16 protein-coding genes are annotated in these 18,371 nt (G+C 43.8%); 13 read left to right on the forward strand and 3 right to left on the reverse strand.

Annotation, left to right across the window (positions count from 1 at the left end; genetic code table 11):
• The first annotated feature begins 283 nt into the window (after positions 1-283).
• The 8 genes from B5X60_RS01665 to B5X60_RS01700 all read left to right on the forward strand — a co-directional run bounded on the left by B5X60_RS01665 (position 284) and on the right by B5X60_RS01700 (position 9,173).
• Positions 284-1,228: a hypothetical protein gene (locus tag B5X60_RS01665; RefSeq protein WP_079700831.1), complete on the forward strand. Its 945-nt coding sequence runs from the start codon at positions 284-286 to the stop codon at positions 1,226-1,228.
• A gap of 169 nt (positions 1,229-1,397) precedes the next feature.
• Complete coding sequence (locus tag B5X60_RS01670; RefSeq protein ID WP_079700832.1) at positions 1,398-2,243, forward strand: hypothetical protein; 846 nt, start codon at positions 1,398-1,400, stop codon at positions 2,241-2,243.
• Between the two features lie 26 nt (positions 2,244-2,269).
• Positions 2,270-2,818, forward strand: a complete 549-nt coding sequence (locus B5X60_RS01675) for an RNA polymerase sigma factor (protein WP_079700833.1) — start codon at positions 2,270-2,272, stop codon at positions 2,816-2,818.
• Positions 2,815-3,405, forward strand: a complete 591-nt coding sequence (locus B5X60_RS01680; protein WP_079700834.1) for a hypothetical protein — start codon at positions 2,815-2,817, stop codon at positions 3,403-3,405. The genes B5X60_RS01675 and B5X60_RS01680 overlap by 4 nt, the downstream gene beginning before the upstream one ends.
• 244 nt (positions 3,406-3,649) lie before the next feature.
• Entirely contained in the window at positions 3,650-4,897 is a 1,248-nt protein-coding gene (locus tag B5X60_RS01685; RefSeq protein ID WP_221406181.1) for a hypothetical protein, read from the forward strand.
• Between the two features lie 166 nt (positions 4,898-5,063).
• Positions 5,064-6,428 (forward strand): hypothetical protein, encoded by a 1,365-nt coding sequence (locus B5X60_RS01690; RefSeq protein WP_079700835.1) that lies wholly within the window; start codon positions 5,064-5,066, stop codon positions 6,426-6,428.
• A 56-nt stretch (positions 6,429-6,484) separates the two neighbouring features.
• On the forward strand, positions 6,485-7,723 hold the full coding sequence (locus tag B5X60_RS01695; protein WP_221406182.1) for a hypothetical protein: 1,239 nt from the start codon (positions 6,485-6,487) through the stop codon (positions 7,721-7,723).
• 205 nt (positions 7,724-7,928) lie between these two features.
• The gene (locus B5X60_RS01700; protein ID WP_079700836.1) at positions 7,929-9,173 is read left to right on the forward strand and encodes a dipeptidase; all 1,245 of its coding nucleotides are present in this window, start codon (positions 7,929-7,931) and stop codon (positions 9,171-9,173) included.
• A 56-nt stretch (positions 9,174-9,229) separates the two neighbouring features.
• Here B5X60_RS01700 and B5X60_RS01705 read toward each other — a convergent pair whose 3' ends face one another.
• The gene (locus B5X60_RS01705; protein WP_079700837.1) at positions 9,230-9,742 is read right to left on the reverse strand and encodes a DUF6702 family protein; all 513 of its coding nucleotides are present in this window, start codon (positions 9,740-9,742) and stop codon (positions 9,230-9,232) included.
• A gap of 166 nt (positions 9,743-9,908) precedes the next feature.
• On the opposite strand from B5X60_RS01705, the gene B5X60_RS01710 reads away from it, so the two are divergent.
• From B5X60_RS01710 to B5X60_RS18075, 4 genes are all read left to right on the forward strand, one after another.
• On the forward strand, positions 9,909-12,344 hold the full coding sequence (locus B5X60_RS01710) for a M1 family metallopeptidase (protein WP_079700838.1): 2,436 nt from the start codon (positions 9,909-9,911) through the stop codon (positions 12,342-12,344).
• Positions 12,345-12,471: 127 nt separating this feature from the next.
• The gene (locus B5X60_RS01715; protein ID WP_245803443.1) at positions 12,472-13,803 is read left to right on the forward strand and encodes a 3-keto-disaccharide hydrolase; all 1,332 of its coding nucleotides are present in this window, start codon (positions 12,472-12,474) and stop codon (positions 13,801-13,803) included.
• Positions 13,804-14,112: 309 nt separating this feature from the next.
• Positions 14,113-14,646 carry a hypothetical protein gene (locus B5X60_RS01720; RefSeq protein WP_079700839.1) on the forward strand — a complete coding sequence of 178 codons (534 nt, stop codon included), beginning with the start codon at positions 14,113-14,115 and terminating at the stop codon, positions 14,644-14,646.
• Between the two features lie 85 nt (positions 14,647-14,731).
• Positions 14,732-14,911 (forward strand): hypothetical protein, encoded by a 180-nt coding sequence (locus B5X60_RS18075; protein WP_139377339.1) that lies wholly within the window; start codon positions 14,732-14,734, stop codon positions 14,909-14,911.
• A 107-nt stretch (positions 14,912-15,018) separates the two neighbouring features.
• Here B5X60_RS18075 and B5X60_RS01725 read toward each other — a convergent pair whose 3' ends face one another.
• The gene (locus tag B5X60_RS01725) at positions 15,019-15,594 is read right to left on the reverse strand and encodes a phosphatase PAP2 family protein (RefSeq protein WP_079700840.1); all 576 of its coding nucleotides are present in this window, start codon (positions 15,592-15,594) and stop codon (positions 15,019-15,021) included.
• Positions 15,595-15,993: 399 nt separating this feature from the next.
• Between B5X60_RS01725 and B5X60_RS01730 the strand changes: the two genes are divergently transcribed.
• Positions 15,994-16,512 carry a DinB family protein gene (locus B5X60_RS01730; protein WP_079700841.1) on the forward strand — a complete coding sequence of 173 codons (519 nt, stop codon included), beginning with the start codon at positions 15,994-15,996 and terminating at the stop codon, positions 16,510-16,512.
• A gap of 70 nt (positions 16,513-16,582) precedes the next feature.
• Here B5X60_RS01730 and B5X60_RS01735 read toward each other — a convergent pair whose 3' ends face one another.
• Positions 16,583-18,265, reverse strand: coding sequence for a tetratricopeptide repeat protein (locus B5X60_RS01735; protein WP_079700842.1), 1,683 nt, complete (start codon positions 18,263-18,265; stop codon positions 16,583-16,585).
• Positions 18,266-18,371: the final 106 nt, after the last annotated feature.

Genomic DNA, 18,371 nt, shown 5'->3' on the forward strand with positions numbered 1-18,371 from the left:
CTCCCGGCTGAGCTATTATTTTCAAAATTTGTTTAATGCATTCTTGGCTACACTTTCCAGTTTAGATGATGCCGACATCCATGTCCAGACGCAAGGGGTTATTTAATACTCCTAAAGGTATATTTTCATGCAAATCGTCTCCTCAAAAGGACCTGTTGAGATAAAGTAACATACCCTGGCAATGAGAGCCAAGCATTCAATTTAATATTAATTATTTTTTTTCATTCTTACCCAACCATTCTATTTCGGTGGTGGGTATTGTGATAAAATAGATAGAAATAATATGAACAACTTATTTAAAACCTTAAGCGTAATCGCAATTTCAACAGTGTATTTTTCAATAACAGGATGTGAGGAAGCAGAACTTCCAATTCCCCTGGAAAATAAGCCGACATCTCAACAACCATCTCCGAATCTGCCGGTACCTGCAGACAAAGTACCTACATTTCCTGATAGCTCAGGAGTTTCTGATCCTGGAAACCCTTCGGCACCACCGGCAGCGGATCCTTCAGGTCCTTCTATACCGGTTGTTCCGGGTTTGCTGAAGAAAATCATCTGGGCCGCCCTGGATTACAAAGAGTTTAGGTACAATTCAAGAGGCGACCTGCTACATTATGTTACTCAATATAACAGTGTACAAGGAACATCAATAGTGCGGAGAGATGAGTATACCTACACATATGATGGAAATGGAAATATCGTTTCAATCAGTAATAAAGATGGCATCAGAACAGAATACTTTTATAGTGGCGACGTATGGAGTGAGGCCTTAAGCTTTGATAAGTTTAATAGACCACTTCGGAAATATAAGTTCCAGTTTAATGCAAAAAAGCAGCTGGCTGATTATGCCGAATTCAATGTTTCGCTTGACGGGGCAATTACCCCGAGATCAAAAACCAATTTTAGCTATGATGGTGCAGGTAACCTGACCCACTATACCTACTTCTGGTATGTTGAAAGCAGTAAAACATTTGTACGCTCAACCGAATTGCAGTTTTCGAACTTTGATTCTAAAAAGTATGCAAAGAATTCCACGACTTTCGACTATATCCTACAGCCACTAAGCTTTTTTGTCAATAACCCGGGTAAGAAGGAAACCCTGAGCAGCAGCAATCCAATTGAATACTATACTTATTCATATGATCAATATAGCTATCCGACTCATAGAACGACATCCTATAGCTATGATAAGCCGCTCCCGGAAACGAAAGCGACTTTTGAATATTAAACCTAATTGCTCAAGAACAGCCAGGAAATACTATTAAGATTTACAACAAAAAAAATGAAAAAATCAGATATTTATTACCGCAATTGAAGCGCTGGTAAACTAATATCAACATTGAATTCTGTCCGATCATTTCTCGTCGGACAGAATCATGAACTAAACGCATTGTTGAATGAAACTAAAAATAAATACCATCCTTGTGTTACTTTTCGTTGGTGCCATAGGATGTTCCACAATCAAGCTTGGTATCCCGGATCAGTTTAAACAACAAGCTACGGAAATGCACGTCAAGGGATTGAATGGCTTCACCATCAATCAGACGCTCGAATTCGGGAATTACAACACCTCCATAATAAAAAACGATTGGGTGTTTACCCGTGAAAAAACCGGCCATGCATGGGACCTTAATGCAGAGGGTCGTATCTTAAAGATGTTCAATGTCGACAACCTCAATAAAAGAACCAGGTCAAATACAAAATATCAGTACAGCTTGTATGGGGATGGGCTTGAGTCGAAGATATTCTGTCTCGAGGACAAAAAATTAACTGAAAGCGAGATTAAAACGAATAATAAATGGCTAGGAGACTTTTCCCAAACAAGAAATTATAACTATACCTTTTCGGCGGCTATTTTACCCCTGGTTCAAAATTTTGATGATCCATGGCAGGTGTTATTATACAACAGGTACGATGCAAAAAGAGATACTGCGAAACGTTTTTTCGATTTGCCATATATTGAAGAAGAGGGATATGCCAAAAACGGGGATGAAACGATTACAATCAGAACTATACGTACCAAAAACGGAACTACCGCGCAAGGCAGAGATGTTAATTTTCCGGTTAAAATGCCCGCTGGCTATGAGCTACGGATCGATGATGGGGTAATTGGTATTATTGATACGTACGACAATAATATTTGGATTTATAACGATCTGGACAAAGAAACCAAGTTAATTGTGGCGTCTATATCTTCGGCAATACTTCTCCGAAAGCTGGGCACAGTTGGAACGATAGAATAAGCTGTAACGCCTACAGAAATAAAACAGTGATCAAACAGGAATCAGAAATAAAGCTCATTTTGGAAGGCTGCCGGGCAAATGACCGTAGGGCCCAGGAAGTGCTTTATCGCCTGCTTTACAAATTTGCTATGTCAACCGCTATGCGTTACTCGCGGGATGAACTTGATGCTGGTGATATTCTAAGTCACGCTTTTGTGCGGATCTTTAAACATATCCATACGTTCGATGAAAACAAAGGAACGATTTATTCGTGGGTAAAGCGAATTATCATCAATGAAAGCCTGGATCATATCAAGGCCCGGATCAAGTTTGCCGACAACCTGGAGATCGAAGCAGTAGCAGAACCTGCTATTAATAATGCTGCCCTGGATCGCTTGAATGCAAGCGAAATTATGACCATGATTCAGAAACTTCCACCGGCTACACATGCAGTGTTTGTGTTATATGCAGTTGAGGGATATAAACACAAAGAAATTTCAGAAACCCTGGGTATAAGCGAAGGAACCAGTAAATGGCATTTAAGCGAAGCCCGAAAAGCATTACAACAAAAAATAGAATCTTTAAATACAGTATGAGTCAACCAACCACATACGAACAGCTGATAGCACAAAAGCTCCATGAGCTGCCGTTGCCAGATCAGGCTGATGCAATCTGGGCTACTATTGAGCATCAGTTAAATATCGAGATGCCGAATGGTCCCACATCGGGTTCGGGTGGTTTGAATAACTCAAATTGGTGGATGGGCGGCACTCTGTTCATCCTGTTAACAGCAATTATAATTTACTTTTTTATAGCAAAAGAGAACCCGCGGATTAATAAAAGCTTAAAAGACAAGCCTGCCGTATTCAAACAGGAGCAGCTGCTGCCGAACAAGCCGGACACTGCAATTCTCATCTTGACTCCTGCTGACGGTAAAATCCCGGAAGGAAAATCTAGTACTGAAACAGCTACGCCCGAAATTCAAGAAGATATAAAAAATCCGGTAAATGAGGTAGAAGCGATTTCACCTCTTCAAAATATCCCCTCCGGACCTGAATTGCGTACCAGGCCTGCTGATACTGTTGTATCAAGGAAAAAGCCCCGGGGAGTTAAGGGTATTACTGATGCCGATTACCGTTTAACCCCATCGTCAAAAGATAGTATTCGACCTAAGAATGAGTAAAGATTTAATTTAGTCCCCGCTCTTCTGTCAAAATGAATTTCTAAGTTCGCTGGAGAAATAGGCATACTAAGATTTAGGAAAATAGGTGTCTTTTGATAGGTTTGTGCAACCTGGTTGCTTTGATATTAATTAAATATTCTGATAGTAGCCTGATTTGCTGTGGAAGAATAGAGATTTGATTATTTTGGACATAGAAAGCATTCACTGCATCGATTAACAACATAATCTGTAGAAATAATTAAACATGACTCATCATCGCAAAGGAACCACTCCTTTCCATTCGGACGGCAGTCCGCAAACTAAGCCACGCATCGCCTGTGTCGTTAGCTATTGGGCAGCAACAAGATCTCATGCCGATTGGATCATCGTGAAATTGTTGGATGGTTATTGGTGGCAGGGGACCCATAAAGAGTCGCGTGTTGAAGTTGTATCGGTATATATCCATCAGCTAGACCAGAGCCCTTTGGGGCAGAAAACGTGCAAAGCGAAAAACATTCCAATTTTTAAAACGGTAGCTGATGCACTTACACTTGGGGGAAAGGAACTTGCCGTTGACGGCGTCGTCATTGTAGGGGAACACGGGAACTACGCGACGGATCTTAAAGGGCACTGGCTGTTGCCGCGCTGGTGGATCTATCAGCAAGTTGTGAGTGTTTTCGAGCGCAGCAAACGCTCGGTACCTGTCTTTAATGATAAACATCTTTCGTATAACTGGGACGAAGCCAAATGGATGTTTGACAAATCGCGAGAGTTGAATTTCCCGTTGACAGGCGGTTCGTCGATTCCCACTTACTTTCGAACTCCGGATATTGACCTGGAGATAAACACTCCTATAAAAAATTCGGTGGTTGTGGGTGAAGCCCACGACGAAGGAGCGATTTTTCACTGTATAGATACGCTCCAATGTTTCGCTGAACTGCGCAGGGGCGGGGAAACGGGAGTAAAATCTGTACAGAATATCAGGGGACGGGAAACCTGGAAGTGGGTGGAGCGACACCCATGGGCAGGAAAGTTGCTGGATGCGGTGGCAAAAAGCCTGAATTTAATCCCAGCTATCCTACGAGAATACAGACGGCCGAGTGTGCTGGTTGTAGAGTATAATGATGGAACAATGGGCGCGGTTATTTCCGGTCTTGGTGACAAGTGGGCCTACGCTGCAGAAATTGAAGGGCGCGAGGAACCCTTCGTTACTGCTATGATCGGTATGCCGGGGGCTTTCTCACAATATCATGCCGCGAACGCTTTGCCGCATTGGATCACCGAAACTATGCTTACCAAAAAGGAGCCCTTTAATGCTGAACGCCTGCTTCTCTCAACAGGTATAACGAACCAGTTCAACGAGTCTAACTGGGACGGGGAAAAATATCTGGTGGTTGGGCGCCGGATCCTTACACCCTTTCTGAATATGAGGTATCGTACAACAAGAGGATCGTTACACAACAAAGGCCAGCGGCCACCCGACCGGCCTTACATTCGGGGATTCGACTCATAGCACAAGATAATTTCAGCGTCCATAGTATCGTCACTCTGTCAACCAGATTTGTTACATGCCGGGTTTGTCTATCCATTCCTAATCATTGAAACTATTGTTAATTTAGTTTCCGGATAGATTCAATGACGGGCAGTATATTCATTCCTAAACAAGAGATAAAAACGTTATGGCAAAAAAACAAGACGAAACTGCTGCCGGGTCGGCAGATTCATTTCCAATCAATGAAATTATAGACTCTAACCCGGTCTTTACCCGGCGTGAAATGCTGACAATGGCCAGTGTTGTTGGCCTGACAGCTCTGACCGGTAATGTAGCCTCAGCTTTTCCCCGTACTCCGCAGGCAAGGCCCCGGATAGCTGTTCTTGCCAGCTATTGGGGAGCAACACGGTCGCACGCCGACTGGATAGTGAATAAACTTATCGACGGTTATTGGTGGGACGGTGCTTATACCCCTTCACGCGTTGACGTGGTGTCTATCTATCTTCACCAGCATGACGAAAGTCAGCTGGCACAAAAAGTGGCGAAAAATAAAGGGATTCCGGTATATAAAAGTGTAGGCGAGGCGGTTATGCTTGGCGGTAAAGAACTTGCCGTTGACGGGGTTGTTATTGTCGCCGAGCATGGTGAATACGCTACTGATCTAAAAGGTCATTGGTTATTACCACGCTGGTGGATATACAACCAGGTTGTACGTGTTTTTGAGCAGAGTAAACGTTCAGTGCCTGTTTTTAACGATAAGCACCTTTCTTATAATTGGGACGAAACAAAATGGATGTTTGATAAATCAAGGGAGTTAAATTTCCCATTAACAGGAGGTTCCTCTATTCCAATTTATTTCCGCAAACCTGAGATTGAAATTGAGATCGATACTCCAATAAAGAATTCAGTTGTACTTGGCGGCACCGCTGATGAGGGTGCTATTTTCCATGCTATAGATGTGCTGCAGTGTTTCGTAGAGCGCCGCAAGGGCGGGGAGAGCGGGGTTAAGTCGGTGCAATCAATACGCGGTCCGGAAACCTGGAAATGGGTTGAAAGTAATCCATGGGCGGGCAAGCTTATTGATGCCGTCGCAAAAAGCTTTGACATGAAGCCGGAGACAATGAAACAGGGGAATACAAATATGTGCCTGGTGGAGTATAATGATGGAACAAAGGCAGCGGTAATTGGTGCGCGCGGGGCAGGGTGGACTTACGCCGGCGAGATCCAGGGTAAGAGCGAGCCAACGATAATTTCGATGCTGGGATGGCCTGGTCCGTTTGATCAGTATCATGCATCTAATGCGCAGCCACACTGGATCACAGAAATGATGGTCACTAAAAAAGAGCCTTTCAATGCCGAACGCCTCCTGCTTTCTTCAGGCATTACCAATTTCTATATGGAATCTAATTGGGAGAATGGAAAATATTCTCCGGTTGGACGCCGACTGGAAACTCCAGCTTTGAACGTGAAATATAAATCAACGCGTGGTCCGCAGTTTAGTAAAGGAGCCAGGCCGCCGGCGAAACCGTATTTGAGAGGGTTTGATCAGTAAGGTAGTATCAAGTATCAAGTATCAAGAATCAAGTATCAAGACAGAGCAAAGAAAAGATGAGTGAAATTTTAAAGTCGAATACAGCTGTTCCTATGCAGGAAAGAAAGCCTCGCGTTGCCGTGCTGGCGACTTTTTGGGGAGCTACCAGATCTCACGCCGACTGGCTGGTAAACAAGCTGATCGATGGGTATTGGTGGCAAGGGGCCTATACTCCTTCGCGGGTGGAGGTAGTTTCGCTTTATCTGCACCAGCACGACACAAGTCTGCTGGGCCAGAAAGTGGCGAAAGCCAAAGGAATTCCTGTTTTCAAGACCCCGGGCGAAGCGCTTATGCTTGGAGGTAAAGAGCTGGCGGTTGATGGGGTGGTAATTGTTGCAGAGCATGGTGCTTATCCCACCGATTTGAAAGGACATTGGCTTTTACCACGCTGGTGGATCTACAACCAGATGATCCGTGTTTTTGAGCAAAGTAAGCGTTCTGTGCCAGTATTTAATGATAAGCACTTTTCGTTCAACTGGGATGAGGCTAAATGGATGTTTGACAAATCACGGGAAATGGGCTTTCCATTGACCGGAGGGTCTCTGCTTCCTGTCTATTACCGGAAACCCGAGATCGAACTTGATAATAATACACCAATTAAGAATTCGATCGTGGTGGGAGCGGCACCTGATGAGGGGGCTATTTTCCATTGTATTGAGCTGCTTCAGGCATTTGTTGAACGCCGTAAGGGAGGCGAAACAGGTGTAAAGTCGGTGCAATCCATTCGCGGCCCGGAAGCGATGAAATGGATAGAAAGCAACCAATGGTCTGTTAAGCTCCTGAACGCTGCCGCGGCGCATCTAAATTTACAGGCAGGTCATTTTCAGGATACTCCGCGTACAAACATCTGTGTCATTGAATATCTTGACGGTACAAAGGCTGCTATAATTGGCAGCCAGCGGTCGGACTGGACTTACGCTGGTGAGATAGAGGGCCGTAATGAGCCGGCAGTGGTTTCATTGCTGGGCTTCCCGGGGCCATTTGACCAATATCACGCATCAAATGCGCAGCCGCACTGGATCACAGAGATGATGCTTACTAAAAAGGAGCCATTCAACGCCGAACGACTGCTGCTATCCACAGGCATTACAAACTTCTATATGGAGTCTAACTGGCAGGATGGTAAATATATGCCCGTTGGCCGTCGTTTGGAAACTCCTTTTATGAATATAAGTTACCGCCCGACACGCGGAGCGCAATTTAATAAAGGCGAGAGACCCCCGGCGCGTCCGTATATTAGGGGGTTTGATCAATAAAGAACAAAGAACAAAGAACAAGGAGCAAAGACGCTAGCGTACCGTGGCTATGGGATGCGTAATTAGGAAATAATCCAGGAATTAAGAAATATAGAGTATCGCCAAAATGAAGACACTCAAGTCTTTATTCCCTGCCTGCCGGCAGGCAGGTTTGCTCTTTGTTCCTTGCTCCAAATAAAATGCATTTTAGTTAAAAACATACCCTATGAATCGCCGAGACCTTATAAAAGGCTTAACACTTCTTCCACTAGCCGGAAGTTTTCCATTAGACTGCCTGTTCGCTGCTCCATCAGGTGGAGTAAATGCGCCATTTAATCCTCAAAAGCCTATGCCTGATCTGCATCGCAAGGCATTCGTGATGGATGGTCATACGCACGTGATGACCCGTGAGCTGCTGATGGGTACCGATATCGGGCAGCGCTATACCGACGGAAACGTCGATCTGCCGAGAGCAAAGGAAGGCGGTGTCGATGCAATGTTTTTCTCGGTATACACACCGGAACATTATTATCCGGGAAGGTTTGAGGTTAAGAACACATTTAGGGTGGTGAATCTTGCCCTGGACCAGATAAAAAAGAACAGCGCAGATATAGAGCTTGCACTCAATGCTTCTGATATACAGCGCATCAACAAGAAGGGCAAAATGGCCGCTTTTCTCGATTTGGAAGGGCCATTTGATATGGACGGCGACATCAACATTCTTCGCGCACTTCATCGGCTTGGTCTCAGATCCATTCAGCTGCCGGCACATAATACTACCAATGCCTTTATCGATACCTGTAATGATGTTAGTCGCTGGAACGGAATCAATGATTTAGGAAGAAAGATAATACGTGAAATGAACGACCTGGGGATGGTCATTAACATTGCCCACGCATCGAACGCTGCAATACTTCAGTCGGTTGAGGCGAGCAGGCATCCGCTGATCTACAGTCATGGAGGATTTTATGGAATCGTACCACATCCGCGCTGTATCACTGACGAAGCTGCTAAAGCTATGGCAGCAAAAGGCGGTGTTATCGGAATTCATTTCGGCAGCTTGTTCAACAACCCCAAATACTGGGCATGGCAGCAGACTTTGAAAACATCTAATGAGACAAAACCGACTACCGTACAGGCATCTCCATATAAAACTATTGAGGAGGTGGACCGACAGGTAAGCAAGGAAGTTCCGCTTAGTTTCAAGGGAAAGATTCCGGATGAGTACTGGATGGGTGTGGATCAGCTTGCAAAAGTGATCGACTATGGAGTGAAACTAGTGGGAGAGGACCACATGGCTCTCGGTTCTGATTTGGATGGCGGACCTGAATTGCCCAGAGAAATTAAGGATATCAGTGATTATCCGCAAATGACAATGGCACTGCAAAGACTAGGTTATAGCGATAAACGGATTAGAAAGATCCTTGGGGAAAACTGGCTGCGGGTGATCCGGGAGGTAACAGGAAAGTAAGCTCGCAATTGCTCATTTTTTCGCGAAAGTTCGAGTAACTTTTAGCAAGTTAGGTTTTAGAAATTAAAGGTTGCCGTCTTTTTAGGGAAATCGAGTTTTGTGCTCTTTCGCTTACCATCAATAGTAACGTGGATAATGTTTATCTGATCCTTATAAAGATTATGGAGAAAACTTACCTGAACGTCAATAGTTTTCGGCGGGCTCACCATTTCTGATTCCAGGTAGACGTAAACAAACTCTTTTTCTTTCTCAAAGCCTAAGTAATTCAATTCCGAGATACGAGCACTACTTTTAATCTGAAGATTGGCAAGAATATATTTCTTCACGAGATCCTTCATCGATGCGTGCCTGGCCGGTGCGGACAGATCGATTTTTACCTGATATTGCTTTGCTAAAGCTGCTTCGAAGTCGTCAGTGAATATCTTGCATACTACCTCGGTTGTTTTCGAGCCTGAATTCTGAGTAATCTCAAGGGTGCTGACATGGAGAGGATGTAGCGGAATTAGCGAAGTTGCAGACCCGGTTAGGAGGCTGTAATTTAAAAGTAATTGAAAAAGTAAAACGATCATGTGAAATACAGGTTCATATTCGGTAAAACCTTGTAAATTTACTATTCTGATCCGGAACGAAGGATGCTTATCTCATTTATTCATTACTGAATGCCGGATTTGCACATGTCAAAATTCTGAATACCAGTTCGTTAAATGTTTTAAAATTAAGTTTGATATCTATTATATGAAGTTTTCTGTTACCTGTATTCTTGCTGCAGTGCTCATGCCCGGATTGCTGGCTGCACAAAATATCATGAATAATCCCGGGAGCAATCACGGAAATAAATTTGAACAGCTTTCAACCATTCTGACAACACCTAATGAACAGCGAACTGCAAGTGGTGCGCCGGGAGTGAAATACTGGCAGCAACGGGCAGATTACGATATCAAATGCGAGCTGGATGAAAAGAATTTAAAACTGACCGGTGCGGCGAAAATAACTTATCATAATAACTCGCCGGATCCTCTTTCTTATATATGGCTGCAGCTTGATGAAAATGAGCACAGCCTGACAAATAATGCGAATTATCAGAATAGCTCAACCTTGCCGGCAAGGGTAAGCGTTAGCAGCCTGGATGCGGCACAGGCAAATAAAACGGATCAGGGTTTTGGGGTTAAAATAAGCTCTCTCACGGATGTACAAGGCAAGAAACTGTCGTATACTACCAATAAAACAATGATGCGTATTGATCTGGCTCAACCATTAAAATCCGGCCAGTTTTTCGTGTTTAATGTAGCCTGGTCCTATAAAATATCTGACCGAATGGTACAGGGTGGACGGGGAGGTTACGAGTATTTCCCTGAAGACGGTAATTATTTATTTACTATGGCTCAATGGTATCCGCGTTTATGTGTATACAGTGACTTTCAGGGATGGCAAAACCAACAGTTTACGGGGCGGGGAGAGTTTGCCCTTACATTCGGGAATTTTAAAGTTCAGATGTCTGTACCTGCGGATCATGTTGTCGGCTCCACCGGCGAATGTCTTAACTACGCAGCTGTATTAAGCCCTGAGCGGCTTTCCAGGTGGCAGAAAGCTAAAAATTCAAGTGTGCCGGTGGAAATTGTAACCCTTGCAGAAGCTAAAAAAGCAGAAGCTGTAAAAAGTACCGGCGTTAAGACCTGGGTGTTCCAGGCAGAAAATGTCCGTGACTTTGCATGGACTTCGTCCCGGAAATTTGTTTGGGATGCCATGCCGCAAAAGATTGCTGAAACAGGGAAGTCGGTGATGTGTATGAGCTTCTACGGCAAGGAAGCCTATAATTTATACAGCAGATTTTCGACCCGCGCTATTGCCCACACGATTAAAACTTATTCTGATTTCACTATCCCTTACCCATATCCTGTTGCACAAAGCGTTGAGGCTGCTAACGGAATGGAATACCCTATGATCTGCTTTAACTATGGACGCACCGAAAAGGACGGAACTTACAGCGAAGCAACTAAGAACGGTATGCTGGGTGTGATAATTCATGAGGTTGGGCATAACTTCTTCCCTATGATCGTCAACAGTGACGAGCGTCAGTGGACCTGGATGGATGAAGGGTTAAATTCTTTCCTCGAGTACCTGACAGAGGAGTTGTGGGATAATAAATACCCTGTGAAAAGGGGAGCAGCGTATGCAATAGTTGATTACATGAAGCTGCCTAAAGATGAACTGGAACCTGTAATGACCAATTCAGAAAACATTGTACGCTTTGGGCCGAATGCCTACAGTAAGCCAGCCACTGCACTTAATATTTTGAGAGAATCCATCATGGGCCGCGAGTTGTTTGATTTCGCATTCAAGCAATACGCCAGACGCTGGGCTTTTAAGCATCCAACACCGGCAGATCTTTTCAGGACCATGGAAGATGCCAGCGGGGAGGATCTGGATTGGTTCTGGAGGGGCTGGTTCTACAGCACGGATGCGGTCGATATTTCCCTTGATTCTGTGAAAGTTGGAAAAGTGGACGCAAATACTCTTGCTGCTGCTAATTCCGGAAACGGGGTAAACAGGGTCAGGGCAAATGCAGGAACTCCCGCGCTCCCACTGCCCAACCTGAACTATTTCGAGGATATCTCTAAAATCCGGAACAAAGAAGATAAGACCATCCGCTTTTACACGGACCTCGATACGGCTACCCAGGATTTCTACTGGAAGTATTATCGCGGATTAGCAAAGATTGATACTGCAGAATATAGAAAAATGATCGCTACTGCGGCTCTGCAAGCGCCGCCGCCGACGGCACCATCACCGCTAACAGCAGAGGAGAAGTCAAGGCACGACGGGAAATATTTATATGAGCTCTCGTTCGGTAATAAAGGTGGATTGGTCATGCCAATTATTGTTGAATTCACATTCAAGGACGGCAGTAAACAGACAGATAAGATCCCTGCTCAGATCTGGAGGTTAAATGAGAAAAATGCCTCGAAATTTTACATCCACGAAAAAGAGGTTGCGTCAATAAAATTGGATCCGCTCAGAGAAACGGCTGATATTGATGAAGCGAACAACTATTGGGGCACACTACCGCAGCCTACTCGTTTCCAGTTGTTCAAGCAATCTATGGGTCGTGAAGCTGCGCGCGGTCAGTCGGCAGGGGTCAATCCTATGCAAGTACCGGCTGGGAAGAATTAGGCGTAAAAGGTGTCGATGGTGATGGCCGTTCCGCCGCCAAGTGGTGATGGAATAGGACATGGCATTGCATCTTGTCACATTTCATTAATTTCATTAGTATTACATCAACATTAACATCCTGCTCAAAATGAATTTTACAAAACCCCTCGTAGCGGTAGCGCTCTTCCTCATCACCACCAGCTCAATATTTGCACAAGTCCCGGCAAACCTGAAGAAAGAAGGGTTCGTTGCTCTTTTCAACGGAAAAAATCTTAAAGGCTGGAAAGGACTCGTAGCTGATCCAATTAAAAGATCTAAAATGTCTGCTTCAGAACTTGCTGAAGCACAAAAGAAAGCGGATGCTGAAATGCGTGAAAGCTGGGTGGTAAAGAATGGTGAACTTCATTTCATGTCGCACGGCAATAACATTGTGACAGCAAAAAAGTATCGCGATTTTGAAATGCTAGTCGATTGGAAAATCTTTGATGACGGAAAAGGGCAGGGCGATGCAGGGATTTATCTCCGAGGTACACCGCAGGTTCAGATTTGGGATAACGCCCGTGTAAAAGTTGGTGCACAGGTTGGTTCCGGCGGTTTATACAATAACAAGGTGCACGAAAGCAAGCCGCTGAAAGTTGCTGATAAGAAACTTGGCGAGTGGAACACCTTCCGCATTATCATGAAAGCTGACCGGGTAACAGTTTACCTGAATGGAGAGCTGGTAACGGACAACGTAATCCTTGAGAATTACTGGGACCGGAGTCTGCCGATTTATCCGGAGGGTGAAATCGAGCTTCAGGCGCACGGTTCTCCGGTTGCATACCGTAATATTTACATTAAGGAATTACCTAGTTCAAAAGTATACCAACTGAGCTCCCAGGAAAAGAAAGATGGTTTTAAAACGCTATTTGACGGCACTAATATGTTTCAATGGACTGGAAATACAGCGGATTATGTAACAGAAAACGGAAACCTGGTGATCACGCCGAAGCCTGCAAAAGGTTCAGGTGGCAATCTTTTTACCAAGGAAGAATTTAGTGATTTTATTTTCAGGTTCGAGTTTCAGTTAACTCCTGGCGCTAACAACGGATTAGGTATTCGTGCACCCTTAACGGGAGATGCAGCCTATCAGGGAATGGAAATTCAAATATTAGACAATGATGCGCCGGTTTATAAAGACCTTCATATTTATCAATATCACGGTTCGATTTATGGCACGGTTCCCGCCAAAAGAGGTTACTTAAAACCTACTGGACAGTGGAATTACCAGGAGGTAGTTGTTCAGGGTCCGAAGATAAAAGTTACCCTCAATGGTACAGTAATACTTGATGCGGACATTACTGAGGCCCGGAAAAATGGAGCTGTCGACGGGAAACCCCATCCCGGTTTATTACGTGAAAGCGGTCATATTGGATTTCTTGGACATGGCTCGCCTGTGAAGTTCAGGAATATCAGGATCAAGGATTTGAAATCGAATTAGCCCTTAAGAATTGAAAACTGGAATGAATCTCCCTGACGGCCGGCAGGATTATAGTTCTTTGGTTTTTAGTCTTTTCGTAAATTATAGGTAAAATGTAGTTCGGGCTGTGAGGCGAGATCCAGACCCAGGTATAGAAAAGTCTATCATCACATAATGATATGAGCTTGCTTTTGCCATAATTTGCGGTTTACCACCCCTCCCTCGTATAAATACCTGATCTGACTAATTTGCCGATTAATTGAAACTGTTTTGCAGAAATCCGTGTTGCAAAAGAAGAAATACCAATTGTAAACTAAAAAACCAATTACCATGGAAAACAATTCAGCAAATAATAACCGTATGATGACGGGAATGTTCAGGGACAGAGAAAGTGCAGAGAACGCTTATAATTCATTACATTCAAGAGGTTATTCACAGGACGATATTAATTTAATGATGTCTGATGAGACCCGGAAAAGGCATTTTGAACATTCAGAAGTTGATACTGAACTGGGCAATAAGGCGCTGGAAGGTGCGGGTACCGGATCAGCAATAGGCGGAACTGCAGGTGCAATTATTGGAGCAGTCGCAGCGATAGGTACTGCTGTCGCTTTGCCAGGCTTAGGTTTGGTGATTGCTGGTCCTCTGGCAGCTGGTCTGGCAGGGGCGGGAGCAGGTGGCCTGACAGGAGGTATTGTTGGTGCCCTTGTGGGATCAGGAATTCCTGAAGAGCGTGCTGTAGAGTATGAGTCAGGAGTAAAAGAAGGTGGTATAGTAATGGGTGTAACTCCCCGTACTAAAGAAGATGCTGACTACTTCGAAACAGAGTGGAAAAATAACCGTGGCGAGTATATTCACCGCTAGTATTTAAAATAAAGCGAACGCTGAGTGAAAACCAGCGTTCGCTTCATTTATTGTAATTTAAACTTAATATTCAATATCCATCCAAATGAAACATTTATCCAAACTATTATTTTTATTCCTTGGAGTCAGTTTACTTGCGGCTTCATGTAATAACACGACTACAAATGACACTGATTCAGATACTTCAAATGGAGTAATTGACTCGATGCCTGTGGATACGACTGCGTCGGGAGATACTGCAGTTGTTGTAGACTCCATCCGCTAAAAAACAAAAGCAACTAAACTAAACGAAACGACAGATTACAGTCGTGGAAAAGATCGCCTTAAAGACGATCTTTTTTTGTTTAATTAATCCCAAATTGTTGCGATCGCTTATAACCATGCGATGGCAGTAAATCCTGTTAATTTTCTCTGGATGAGTGGGACGGCCATAATGTTCAGCTCCCTTTTTATTACGTTTTTTCTGAACCAGGGATAAGCAAAGTAGGTCAACCGTGTTGAAGCAATTCCAACCCCAGCACCAGCAATGACGTCGCTGAACCAGTGCTTATTATTCATCATTCTTAGGGCACCAGTCGCGCCGGCCAGTGAATAACCTACGTAACCGAAAATAGGAGAATTGTCTTTGAACTCTTGTCTCATAAATTCAGCCGCAACAAAGGCGGTAGCTGTGTGTCCGGATGGAAACGACCTTCGATCATCACCTGACGGTCGCAGCTTATAGGTATTTGATTTAAGGAAATTAACTGTTGCGCCCATCAAAGAATTTGAGATCAGATACAGTGCTGTCCGATCAAATAAATTGTTCTTTCCCTTTGCACCCAAGGCTCCCAGTGTATATACCAAAGCAACAGGGGCATATTGAAGTTTGTCGTCAATGTTTGTGGAAAATCCGGGCATTTCTTCCAACAGCTCATGATTGAGTTCCTTATCTGTTCGCCAAACCATGCCCTTGTTCAGGGACGTGAAACCATACCCTATAAGTACTAATGGGAACGCATAACGTGTGGCTTTTTGATATTTAGTAAATGCCGGTTCATTTCCTCCTACTATTCCATCATTTTTGACATTTAGCGAATCTGTTTGTTGTGAAAAACAAATTATCCATACCAGGCAGAAGATGATCGTGAGCGCTGCTTTTTTTATATGGTCACTACATTAAGTAATTCTCAAATTTTGAAATGAAGTTAACATGAAATCTTGAAGAAACTTTGAAGGCTGAATATCCAGCCTAATATTTTGAAAACGGTAATTAAGACCTCTACCCAGAATAAATTATATCCAATGATGATTGTATTTGAGTAATTCATTTTTGATTAAATTTACCACACACTAAATCAAATCAACATGAAAAAGTTTACTCTACTTTTTACTCTACTGGCGATTGCATGTACAAGTGCGTTTTCGCAAATCACTAAAGAACAAAATATCGCCGAATGGACTCGCGCAAAGGCATACACCAAAGTTTATTTGGACGCTATGCCAGCAGATGGTTATGCATTCAAAGCCACTCCGGAGGTACGCACCTTTGCTCAGCAGATGTTGCACCTCGCAGGGGCAAATTATATGTTTTCATCCAGCGCAGCAGGGAAGACTCCACCGGCAGAAGCAAATGCTGAAAAAGCGGTAACGCCGACTAAAGAAGCAGTTACAAAGGCAGTGCTAGACAGTTACGATTATGCGATCAATATTATACAAAATACTCCTGCTGAGCAGATGTCCCAAGAGATCACATTGTTTAATATGAAAACAACGAAAGGACTTGCCTTCGCTAAGGCTTTCGAGCACCAAACACATCACCGCGGGCAAACTACACCATACCTGCGTTTAAAAGGTGTCACACCACCAAACGAGATGTTGTTTTAATATCTCTGTCTGCATATCCCAGCCATTTTCATGGCAGGGATATGTTCCTAATATATGTTGAACTATATCCTTATCCACCCAGGGCCTTTATAGCTTGTAAGGCTGTTGGATTAGTGGGTTCAATCTCAAGCGCTTTTTTGAAGAGATCAAGTGCCTTTGCATTATTTCCGTCTCGTCTGGCAGCGACCGACCCTAGATAGAGGTATGATTCAATAAGGGTCCGTTTTTCTGAATCCTTGTCTTTTAGTTCAGGCTTCTCAACCGTTACAATATTTACATATTTCTCGAAGAATGGTACACCGAGCCCTTTGGTATCAGCCTCTCCGTCAAGAAGTCGGTGAATTCGTCCCCGGTAAATCCAGGCGATTTGGGTTGTGGGAGCTTTTTCAACAAGATAAGCAAATGCCTTTTCTGCTTTATTAAGCAGCTCAATTGAAGGACTTTGGCCGGCGTTTTTCGCATTAGCAAATTGCGTGTAGTAAGTCTGTCCTAGGAAATAGTAATCCTGCAGATTTCTTTTCGGATTTTTTATTGACACTTCATATGCCTTTGCCGCTTCGTCATATTTTCGTCCTTTGTATAGTATCTGGGCAGCTTCGCTCACGAACTCAATGTTTGCTGAATCCTTTTCTATAGCTTTGATAAGATTTACATAGCCTTCGTTGAACTGAACACTATCTTTCAATTGTGCGCGGCCCAGGTATAAATAATCCTGACCAATAATCCGTGCGGGCTCTACCTTGGCCATAAAGTCTTTCAGAGCAGATGTAGTCTGGGGATAGTTTCCGTTTTCAAAAGCGGCGTAGGCCAGATAGCGAAGCACCCGGGCATCCGATTTTTCAATTTTTGCCATCGCATTTGCTTCAGTTTCCAATGCTTTAAAATCCTTAGTCAAATACAGGAAATCTGCATGTCGCAAGCGTGAATCCATCGATCTGTCAGTTAGATCCATGTATTTCTCGTAATATTGCAAGGCCTGTTTTATCCGAGTCTCATGTTCTTTTTGTGATGTCCATGACCAGCCCAGGTGGGCCTCCGCAAGCTCGCGATACGCCGGACCGTAATTTGGATCGAGCGCCACAACATTATTATATTCTGCAATAGATTCAGGGAATGCTTTAGAAAGCTTGTTGATTTTACCCAATTCAACTTTGGAACGCAACAGAGTCTTATCCATATCATATGCGCTCCGGTATGCACTAAAGGCATCGCTGTTTTTCTTTTGGAGCCGATATGCATCGCCCAGAGCAAGAAATACTAAGGGGTCCTTGGCATTGGTCATTTTGGCCCTCTCCAGATGTACCAGTGCTTCTGTTAGATTTGGATCGATGGCATTGATGTATGCGTTTGCTATATGCAGGTCTGTGGCGTGATCTTTCTTCTTTGTTAGGGCAATTGCCTTATCGAAATTTAACTTGGGGTTTTTTTTCTGAGCGAGGTCCACTGCTCCAAGTCCGATGAAATTTAAAGGATAATCTGCCTTGATCTCGGTGCCCTTTAAAAATGCTGCCTTTGCGGAATCGATATAATCTGGGCGTTGGTTACTCACCCTGGTTTTTAAATACAGGTCGCCCAGCACAAAGTAAACCTCAGCATTTGCTGGCTCAGAAACTGTTAATTTCCTCAGCAATGATTTACCTTTTTGATATTGTTCGGAGTCAATAGCCTTGCGGGCTTCCGCCAGGGTTTGGGCGCTGATCGTATAGCTGAAAGTCAGCAGTGCCAGGGTCAGGTAGGTGGTATTAACGTTCATTGGCTTTGATTTATACTAGAGTTAAATTCGCCATATTCACATTTCTTGCTGCTGAAATTAGATTGCCAATTTCCCGAGCTTTCTAAGAAAGCGTCATGAGATTAGC

Origin of the sequence: Daejeonella lutea, from assembly GCF_900168015.1 — a bacterium.
GTDB classification, from domain to species: domain Bacteria; phylum Bacteroidota; class Bacteroidia; order Sphingobacteriales; family Sphingobacteriaceae; genus Daejeonella; species Daejeonella lutea.